The 7,661-nt window shown below is 49.3% G+C and carries 6 protein-coding genes and 1 pseudogene; 2 read left to right on the forward strand and 5 right to left on the reverse strand.

What is annotated here, in order from left to right; translation table 11 throughout:
• From AC3DOM_RS13675 to AC3DOM_RS13690, 4 genes and pseudogenes are all read right to left on the reverse strand, one after another.
• A pseudogene (locus AC3DOM_RS13675) lies at positions 1 to 907 on the reverse strand (hypothetical protein); the annotation flags it as partial.
• A gap of 40 nt (positions 908 to 947) precedes the next feature.
• Positions 948 to 2,054, reverse strand: coding sequence for a hypothetical protein (locus AC3DOM_RS13680; RefSeq protein ID WP_487919603.1), 1,107 nt, complete (start codon positions 2,052 to 2,054; stop codon positions 948 to 950).
• Positions 2,055 to 2,254: 200 nt separating this feature from the next.
• Positions 2,255 to 4,183: a formate--tetrahydrofolate ligase gene (locus tag AC3DOM_RS13685; RefSeq protein ID WP_487919604.1), complete on the reverse strand. Its 1,929-nt coding sequence runs from the start codon at positions 4,181 to 4,183 to the stop codon at positions 2,255 to 2,257.
• Positions 4,184 to 4,286: 103 nt separating this feature from the next.
• Positions 4,287 to 5,120, reverse strand: coding sequence for an isopentenyl phosphate kinase (locus tag AC3DOM_RS13690; RefSeq protein ID WP_487919605.1), 834 nt, complete (start codon positions 5,118 to 5,120; stop codon positions 4,287 to 4,289).
• Between the two features lie 70 nt (positions 5,121 to 5,190).
• Between AC3DOM_RS13690 and AC3DOM_RS13695 the strand changes: the two genes are divergently transcribed.
• Both AC3DOM_RS13695 and AC3DOM_RS13700 read left to right on the forward strand, forming a co-directional pair.
• Positions 5,191 to 6,015, forward strand: a complete 825-nt coding sequence (locus AC3DOM_RS13695; RefSeq protein WP_487919606.1) for a hypothetical protein — start codon at positions 5,191 to 5,193, stop codon at positions 6,013 to 6,015.
• Positions 6,016 to 6,052: 37 nt separating this feature from the next.
• Positions 6,053 to 6,544: a PaaI family thioesterase gene (locus AC3DOM_RS13700; RefSeq protein ID WP_487919607.1), complete on the forward strand. Its 492-nt coding sequence runs from the start codon at positions 6,053 to 6,055 to the stop codon at positions 6,542 to 6,544.
• Positions 6,545 to 6,853: 309 nt separating this feature from the next.
• On the opposite strand, the gene AC3DOM_RS13705 is transcribed toward AC3DOM_RS13700, so the two are convergent.
• On the reverse strand, positions 6,854 to 7,661 hold an 808-nt coding region (locus AC3DOM_RS13705; protein ID WP_487919608.1), incomplete at its 5' end, for a pseudouridine-5'-phosphate glycosidase.

The raw sequence follows: 7,661 nt of genomic DNA on the forward strand, positions 1-7,661 counted from the left end.
GCGAGCGGCAGGCATTATCCACCAGGTAAAGTTCTCCCAGAGGATAATGTTGTTTGCCACGAATGGGTGATCCTGCGACTTCTTCGGTGAAACGGTCGTTATAGTCCAACATTCCGACATCCCGTAAGCCGGCATCCGCAAGGACACCGAGCATAAAGGTTCCATCCGTGAGAGATTTCTTGAAGGCAAACTGAACGGTCGCTTTCAACCCGGCGTTGATCCGTACCCAGGCCAGGTCGGGGTCGTCGCCCAGCCCGCGATCAAAAACAAGGGTTTCATAGCCATCTGTATCAATGGGGGCATCCGATTTTTCAGAAGAGAGGCCGCCGGTATCATGGTTTTTATCATCATAGACCTGCACATTTGTGTTGGCCCACTCTTTTGTATAGGGTGGTTCAGCCCAAACGATCGTATCACCAAAGCCATCAATATCATTATCAATTTCAACACCGTAATTGATCCCAATGCTGTGATTTGGATCTGCACCGATCAGCTCGATGGAAATATAATACCAATCAGAATCCTGACTGAGATTGTAAGTGACAATATCCATATGAGAGATATAGGTCATATCTTGATTGAAGGGTCGTTCAAGCCGGTTAATCTTATACGAATCCCCACCCGGAGCGCGTTTTTCCGATGCAGTCCCCTCAGAGGGAACATCGTAATAGAGGCCCCCGGTAGATGATGATGAGGCGGGTGTTATCAAATGGACTATGTCTGGGATGCTGGTAGAGGGAATGGGCGTAGGAAAACTCACCGCTGGTGTTGCTGCAACAGGTGGCGGGATTCCGGGAGCCTGGGTTGCGACTGGAGGCGCGTTACTAGCTAAAAATGGAAGACTGCAAGCCAGCGCAGTTATAGCGATTGTGGAAATAGCCAGAACAGTGATTTTATTTCGCTTCATCATGGTCTCCTTTGGATGTTAATATTTGAATAAATTGTATTTAAGGGTAAGTGCAATATGGAGGAAAAACAGCAATAGTGTTCAGAGGAAATTCCCATTTGCATCCCGCTGCCACGCAACTCCCTGCATCTCCATACTGGCTGGGATTATCGCAACCGGTATCTTCCTTGGGCTCCTTTTCCGGGCGTGGACAGAGCTGGGGTTCGTAACCGCTTGGCTTGAAACCAAAGGCTTCACGACAGGCATTGTCCACAAGATAAAGTTCTCCAAGCGGATAATATTGGTTGCCGCGTATGGGAGAACCGGCGACCTCAGCGGTGAAACGGTCGTTATAATCGAGCATTCCGACATCTTTTAAGCCCGCGTCTGAGAGAACCCCGAGCATAAACGCCCCATCTGTCAGAGCTTTTTTGAAGGCAAACTGAACGGTCGCCTTCGGCCCGGCATTGATCCGTACCCAGGCCAGGTCTGGGTCGTCGCCAAGCCCACGATCAAATACCAGTGTTTCATAGCCATCAGTATCAATCGGGGCATCCGATAATTCGGCGGAGAGGCCGCCAGTATCATGGTTATTATCTTCAAAGACTTGCACATTTGAATTTCCCCATTCCTGTGTGTAGGGTGGTTCTGCCCAGACAATCGTGTCTCCAAACCCATCAGCGTCATGATCAATTTCAACGCCGTAATTGATCCCAAGGCTGTTATTGGGATCACTGCCGATCAACTCGATGGAGATATAGTACCAATCTGCGTCTTCGACCAGGTTAAAGGTGACAATATCCATATCAGCGACATATAACATATCTTGCTTGAAGGGGCGTTCGAGACGGTTGATCTTATACGAGTCTCCATACGGGGCACGTTTTTCCGGCGCGGTATCTTTTGAGAAGACATCATAGATATTTCCTCCAGCGGAGGGAGACGTAGAGGGAGTCATAAGGTGAACGATGGCAGCCTCTGGTGTATTTGTAGGAGGAATGGGTGTTGGTAAACCCACAAATACCGTTGCTTCGACAGGGGGAGGGATAACCGGCGCCTGAGTTGCAGGGGGAGGTGCGCTATTTTGAGCAAAAAAAGGAAGACTGCAAGCTACCACAGTAATAGTGGTGGTGAAAATAATAAGTACAGCGAATTTATTTCGGCGCATAAAATACTCCTTTGTTTACGCTTGATATCCTATTATGCGGTTTCTTTTATTAAAATTCAAGAGGGTCTTTAAAATGGGAATAAAGTCTCTTCCTAATTTTTACCACGAGAATCAAAAATGCGCCTCATTTGAGACGCATTTTTGCTATTAAATTTGTTGCTATCTTTATAGACTACAACAAGATAGCATAAAAATTTGACTTAAAACAGCCCCAGTACCTGTCCGGTTTCGAGGTCGACGTCGACGTCATAGTAAACCGGTCGGGTTGGGAGACCAGGCATGGTGCTCATCTCGCCCAGGAGCGGATAGATGAAGCCTGCGCCGACGGATGCGCGCAGATCACGGATCGGGACAGTGAAACCAGTCGGGCGACCCTTAAGATTCGCATCATGGCTGATGCTCAGGTGAGTCTTTGCCATGCACATTGGCAGTTCATCGAAACCAAGTTTTGTGTAAAGCGCAATCTTCTTTTCGGCTTCTTCGGAGTATTCCACACCATCAGCGCCATAGATCTTTTTGCAAATGATCTCGATCTTATCTTTAATGCTGGTGCCCTTGAGCGGGTACAGGAATTTGAAGTCGCTCGGTTTTTCACAGGCTGCTACCACTGCCTCACCAAGCGCTGTGGATCCTGCGCCACCTTCCATCCAGTGGCGGGAGACGACGGCATCTTCTGCACCGGCTTCGATTGCCATCTTGCGAACAAGTTCAACCTCGGCGGGTGTATCGTCTTTGAAGCTGTTGACAGCTACAACGACCGGAATGCCGAAGCTCATCGCATTTTCAATATGAGCCTGGAGATTGGGCATTCCAGCTCTGAGCAACTCGAGGTTTTCTTCAGTATATTCGGGGGCCAATGGGGCGCCAGCTTTTACGGCAGGTCCGCCGCCATGCATCTTGAGAGCACGGACGGTGGCAACCAGCACCACACAATTGGGGATCAGTCCGGAATAGCGGCATTTAATGTTGAAGAACTTTTCCATACCGATGTCAGCGCCAAAACCGGATTCGGTGACCACGTAATCGGCCAGTTTGAGAGCGATCCTGTCGGCAATGATTGAGCTGTTGCCGTGGGCAATATTAGCGAAAGGTCCGGCGTGCACGAAAGCAGGCGTGCCTTCAAGGGTCTGCATCATCGTAGGCATGATCGCGTCCTTCATCAGGACAGTCATCGCACCAGCAGCACCGATATCTTCAGCGGTGATTGCGTCGCCAGCTTTGCTAGTTCCAATTACGATATTACCAAAACGTTCGCGCATATCAGCCAGATCGGTGGTCAGGGCCAGGATGGCCATAATTTCGCTGGCAACGGTGATGTCGTAACCAGTTTCGCGCGTAAAGCCGGATTCCTTGGGGCCTTGCCCGATGGTAATGCCGCGCAACATACGATCGTTGATATCAACAACGCGGCGCCAGGTCATGGTCTCGGGATCGATATCGAGACGAACAAAGCGGGAAATTTCCTCTTCTGTCAGATCGTTGGGATCGGTCTTGTTGATGCCCAATTTTTTGAGACGTTTGAGCATTGGAAGGGCGAATTTTCGGCTGCCATCTTTGGCGGATGGGCACAGGCGGCGGAAGAGGGCATCGTCGCTTTGGCGAGATTCATGGTACATGCGGGTGTCAATGGCTGCGGCAAGCAAGTTGTTCGCCGCGGTAATGGCATGAATATCACCGGTCAAATGGAGGTTGAAATCTTCCATTGGGACAACCTGGCTGTAGCCACCACCGGCAGCGCCGCCCTTGATCCCAAAGGTTGGGCCTTGTGAAGGTTGGCGAATGGCGGTGAAAACGTTTTTGCCCAGGTGAGCACCGAGGGCTTCACTTAAACCAACCATGGTGGTTGATTTGCCTTCGCCCAGTGGGGTCGGGGTGATCGCGGTCACGTCAATATATTTGCCATCGGGTACATCCTTGAGGCGATCAAGAATGCTAAGGCGGACCTTGGCCTTGAGATCTCCGTGAAGCTCCAATTCTTCCGGCAAAATACCAACTTCTTCAGCAAGTTTGGCAACGTTTTTAATATTAGGCTGTTGGGCCTGGGCGATCTCAATATCTGATGGAACTGGTATCAGCGTCTTAAGTTCGACGGGGGTAAATTCTATCTTGCTATTTCTGTATTTAGACATTTCTGCTCCCATATAATTTAGTCACGATACACTAATTTTCCAGTGTTTTCAATTTTACTGCAAGAGACGTATTTCCCCGTTTTCTGTGCAGTGTGTCACAAATTTAGTCAGGCTCAATTAGCGTGCCAAGTTCTTTCCCTAGCAAGGCCTTTTGTACGTTTCCAGAGTTTAAACCGGAAAAAATCTGGATGGTTAATCCTGACGTGGATTTTACAAGTTCTACCATTTGTTGAACTTTGGATTGCATCCCTCCGGTGACATCTGTTCCGGCTGAAGAACCAATACTTGCTCGCACCTTCTTGAATGAACCAGGCGTAACTCTCTTGACCTGTTGCTTGCGTACCGGAAAATCAGCATATACGCCATCTTCGATTCCTGCCAGTAAAATCCGTTGTGGACGCATCTCCCGTGCAAGGTGCATAAAAAGATCCTCGGTCGAGAGGATTGTTCCACCGCGGACCTCGTCAAAGACCACATCTCCGTAAACGACGGGCACGATCCCCTTTGAGAGCGCGCTCCGTATCGGATCCAAATTCCAGGTAGCGACCTGCCCATCACGCGCCACCACACTTGAAGACGGGGGCATCGCCATTGCCGGAATATTTGCCTCGCGCAAGGCGCTCATCACAAATTGGTTGAGCGCATCCGCCTCATGCCAAACTTCGCTGAAGCCCCGCCAATAGTTCCCCTCTTGCTCCCCTCCTCTTTTCTTGTAGAAGGGAGGGGGTAGTCCCTCCCTCGTCTTGTATTTTTTTGCAACGACATGCCCAAAGGAACCGGAACCATGCCCGAGTAACAGAAGCAGGTTCGGGTCGGCGATACGAGCCGAAGCGATTTGCGATGCGAGATCTTTTAGCGTTTTCAGTCGCGGTGTATGAGGTCGCAATTTATCTGTGATCAGTGAACCACCCAGTTTGAGAAAGACCAAATTTTCCATGCCATTGTTTTACCACAATCTCAGATGTAATGCACTTTCAAATTACGATCCACCTGATATAATTTTGCTAATGGATATTCAAGCAGGAATTCGTGCAGCCATGCTCTTGTCTGTTTTGGGTGCGGGTATCAGTACTTGGGTTGGCTTGAATCAGATTCGGGCTGCTCGCAATCTGCCCTTTTATCGCATGAGGCGGCGTAAAATAGGTTCGGGGTGGCGACTTTTGGTTTCAGGGCTGGTGCTGGGAATAGTAAGTCTGTGGTTGGGGAAATACGGTGAGCCGGTACTATATCGATACATTCCGGTGACGCCAACTGTTCAACCAACGCCGACAATTGCCTTTACATCGACCATCACCCTGACGCCGACAATTACACTTACCCCGACGATCACTGAAACGCCCTCGGTTTCGGATACCCCGACCATCACTCCAGAACCTCACATCCCCCTGGCAATAGAAGTGCTGTTTGATTCAGTCATCACACCCGACCCGAGCGCGGTCTTTAGCCCTTTGCAATTTTCCACAAAGATGGAAAATTTTCAGGCGGTTAGCCCCTCAACATATTTTGTTAATCCGATCGGACGGTTTTTTGCTGTTTATTCTTATGCCAACATGCTTCCTGGTGTGCAGGTGACCGAACTTTGGTATCGTGATGGAGAATTGGTGCATTACTTCACCTCCCCGTGGGATGGAGTATCGGGAGGACTTAGTTTTGCCGTATGTAATTTCACACTTTGCAATGGATGGCAGCCCGGGGAATATCAACTGCAAATTTTTGTGGGCGAAGAATGGAAGGTGGTCGGTATTTTCATTCTTGAAGGTGAGCCTCTTACCGCAACCCCGACCCTGACTCCCAGCCTAACACCTCTGCCAACCGAAACACCGGAACCTTAACTTTTCCCTGAAGCTTTATATTAACACTGAGGCCAACATGAAAAAAGGATTTCAAGATCATTATCCAGACCATACTGCACATTGTTTTGGATGCGGACGGCTGAATGAGGCCGGTCATCAGATAAAATCCAATTGGGATGGGGATGAGAGTGTTGCTCGGATTACACCCGACCCTGAATATACTGCCCTCCCCGGTTATGTTTATGGCGGCCTTTTGGCATCGCTGCTTGACTGTCATGGCACGGGTACCGCGGCTGCTGCAGCTTATCGCGCTGAAGGGCGCGAAATGGATACAGGGGAACCTTCACTTCGTTTTATGACCGCATCCCTGCAGGTGGATTATCTAAAACCGACTCCATTGGGGATCGAATTGGAAATTCGTGGCAAGGTCAAAGAAGTTAAAGGGCGTAAAATTATTATTGAAGAATGGATTCTGGCTAACGGAGAGATCACTGTCCGCGGCGAAGTTATCGCCGTGCAAGTACCGGATAAGGTTATCCTTGATTTGCTTGAAAGGGCAGGTAAATAAAAAAGCTGGTTTTAACGGATTTTGTGGTTATCGAGAAAAGCTGATATTTCAAGCACAGGAAACTTTAAATCCAACAACGTAATTGTGAATTTCTCCCGCACGGTGGTTTACCGACCGCGCTAAAGGGCTAAACCCGACGAAAGTCGGCTCACCGAATGAAAAAGAGTCCGCTTTTAGCGGGCTTGAGCTTTGAGCATGGGCGTTTACGCCCATGCGGTGATGGTTTTTCCACGAGAAATTCTTATACCACAAAATCCGGTAGAATTCGAGAAAAAGCGGGCCATTTTTGACCCGCTTCTTGGTTTTTGACTAGACATTTTTTCGCCCCTGCCCGCTTACAACCACCTTCGCAATTTTTGCCGCCAGGACGGCGTTATTTTCCAATAAGATCAAATTTGACCGCAGAGAGCGCCCCTTGCTCAATTCATTGATCCGTTGTAGCAGGAAAGGGGTTAATGCTTGTCCATGAATATCCCTCGACTGCGCGTCCTCTGATGCTTTTGCAATAATCGGGTCAATTTCTTCATTGGGCAGTGAATACGCCTCAGGGATTGGATTCGTAACCAATATTGCGCTTTTCAGCCCCAGGTCCCAATGAGCTTTGGCAAAGGAAACAATCTCCTCAGGAGTATCAAGCCGCACACTAACATTCAATCCACTTGTACGTGAGAAAAATGCGGGGAACTCGTCAGTTTGATATCCCACGACCGGCACAGCCATTGTTTCGAGATATTCCAGCGTTGCAGGCAGATCAAGGATGGATTTTGCGCCCGCACAAACTACGATCATGGGTGTATCGGCGAGGGCTTGCAGATCAGTGGATATATCCAGATGACCCTCCCGATGGACACCGCCGATCCCACCCGTAGCAAATACGCGTATTCCGGCTTGCTGGGCGGCAAGCATTGTCCCCGCAACGGTTGTCCCGCCATCCAATTTTTTAACGATAGCCCTGGCAAAATCCCGCCGACTGACCTTGACAGGGTCTTTGGCCTTTGCCAGTTTATCCAATTCCCCTTGGCTAATTCCGATGCGAATTTTGCCATCCAGCAAGGCGATAGTAGCCGGTACCGCGCCCTGCTCATGGATCTTTGCTTCCATATCTTGAGCCAATTTA

The sequence above is a fragment of the Candidatus Desulfolinea nitratireducens genome (assembly GCF_982879505.1).

Bases quoted from the DNA above. Each gene is read 5' to 3' on its own strand.
- AC3DOM_RS13680 (WP_487919603.1), bottom strand. From the start codon at position 2,054: ATGCGCCGAAATAAATTCGCTGTACTTATTATTTTCACCACCACTATT.
- AC3DOM_RS13685 (WP_487919604.1), bottom strand. From the start codon at position 4,183: ATGTCTAAATACAGAAATAGCAAGATAGAATTTACCCCCGTCGAACTT.
- AC3DOM_RS13690 (WP_487919605.1), bottom strand. From the start codon at position 5,120: ATGGAAAATTTGGTCTTTCTCAAACTGGGTGGTTCACTGATCACAGAT.
- AC3DOM_RS13695 (WP_487919606.1), top strand. From the start codon at position 5,191: ATGGATATTCAAGCAGGAATTCGTGCAGCCATGCTCTTGTCTGTTTTG.
- AC3DOM_RS13700 (WP_487919607.1), top strand. From the start codon at position 6,053: ATGAAAAAAGGATTTCAAGATCATTATCCAGACCATACTGCACATTGT.